Origin of the sequence: Bacillus cereus group sp. N21 (assembly GCF_016483395.1) — a bacterium.
In the GTDB taxonomy this organism is placed as follows: Bacteria; Bacillota; Bacilli; order Bacillales; family Bacillaceae_G; genus Bacillus_A; species Bacillus_A pseudomycoides.
This window is the reverse complement of sequence record NZ_JAEHBX010000182.1, coordinates 1-1,655: the sequence shown is the minus strand read 5'-3', so window position 1 is coordinate 1,655 and position 1,655 is coordinate 1. Positions and strand designations below refer to the sequence as shown.

Sequence of the window (1,655 nt, the reverse complement as noted above, 5' to 3'; positions counted from 1 at the left end):
GATGCTATCACTGAGGCAGGAAAGAAAGCAGATGAGGCTCACCAGGAATCACAAACTGCAAAGGACCTTGCTACACAGGTACAAGATAACATAGATAAAATGCAGACGGCTATCATTGAAAGCCCTACTGCTCCTACAGAAGACTTAGAATCAGGTAAAACTTTATGGTTAGACTCTAGTGATCCGATTGCTAAGATATTAAAACTTTGGAATGGCACTGACTGGGAACCTCTTGTACCAGATACTGTAGGGATTACTACGGAGATTACAAACATCAAAGGTGAACTAGGTACAAAAGTATCTGAGAAGCAAATGCAGGAGTATATTGGTGAACTTGGAGCGGATAATCTCCTAATGAATACTCAGTTTGTAAAACATACACTAGATAGCTTCGGGAATATCTCCTTATCAACTCCTTCTCTAGAGAGATGGAACGCTGACAAAGACAGTACAGATAGAAAAATCACAGTAGATGAAACTCGCAGGTATGGGAACAGTAGATCTGTTAAGATTGAAACAACTCACACTGATACAAATATCTGGCATGGTATCTATCAAGATGTACCTGCTTATCAGAATCAAGGAAAGTTCCAATTCTCTGCTATGCTCTACACTACAGATAAATATAATATTTCCTTAGGAGCTGCATACAAAATAGAGTTCTTTAATGGGACAACTTCTGTAGGAACTTACAAACAAGTTGAGTTCCAAGACTCATTAATTGATAATCAATGGGTTAGATTTACTATGGAGCATACAGCACCAGACGCTCCTATCACACATGCTCGTATAGAGATATGGATTAGAAGAGCAGGGACTGTCTGGGTATCAGAACCTCAATGTAACGTAGGAGAAAAGCTCCCCACTTACTTAGAGAACCCTAAAGACATCGTAAACTATGACGCTATGGTTAAAGAGGTTGCTGATCGTGTTACTAAGACAGAATACAATACTCGTAACACCTCTTACGATACACAGTTTCAACAAACTACACAGGAGATAAACTTGAGAGCAAAATCTACGGATGTATACTCTAAACAAGAGGCTAACGGGACATTTGGTAGTAAAGCTATTGTAGAGAGACACGAGACAGAGATTAAATTGAACTCACAGAATATCTCTCTTAAAGTTGACGCTAACGGAGTAATAGGAGCTATCAATCTCTCAAGTGAAGCTGCAGCAATTCAAGCTAAAAAGATTTACTTGGATGGATACGTAGAAGCAAAGCATATCAAGACAGGTTCCCTTAAAGGTGTAGTTATCATGACAGAAGACCCGTCTAGCTCGAATAACCACATGAGACTAGAGAAGCAGAACTTAACTCTATATGGTACAGGACAAGCACGAGGTTTCTTAGGTTTCGTACCTAAAACAAACGGTTCCTTCACCGAGGCTCTTGTGCTAGGTAATAACTTTTCTGGAGCAGGCGGAACAGTTAACGACTCTATAGTAATAGATCATACTACTCCTAATGCTACGAACTTCGCAAACTCTGTAGCCTCTATAGGTCTTGCTACTGGGAAAGATGCTAACGGGAATATTCTTAAGAGTTCCTATATTGAGTTTCAACGCTATATGGATAAAATGAAAATCAATTCTAAAGGACCTTTGGAGATTCTTTCTTTTGGAAATATAGACTTGAATGCTAATGGTAC

1 pseudogene is annotated in these 1,655 nt (G+C 39.2%); it reads left to right on the top strand.

Annotation, left to right across the window (positions count from 1 at the left end):
• Positions 1-99: 99 nt before the first annotated feature.
• Positions 100-1,655 (top strand): annotated as a pseudogene (locus JDS96_RS30335) (phage tail spike protein); the annotation flags it as partial.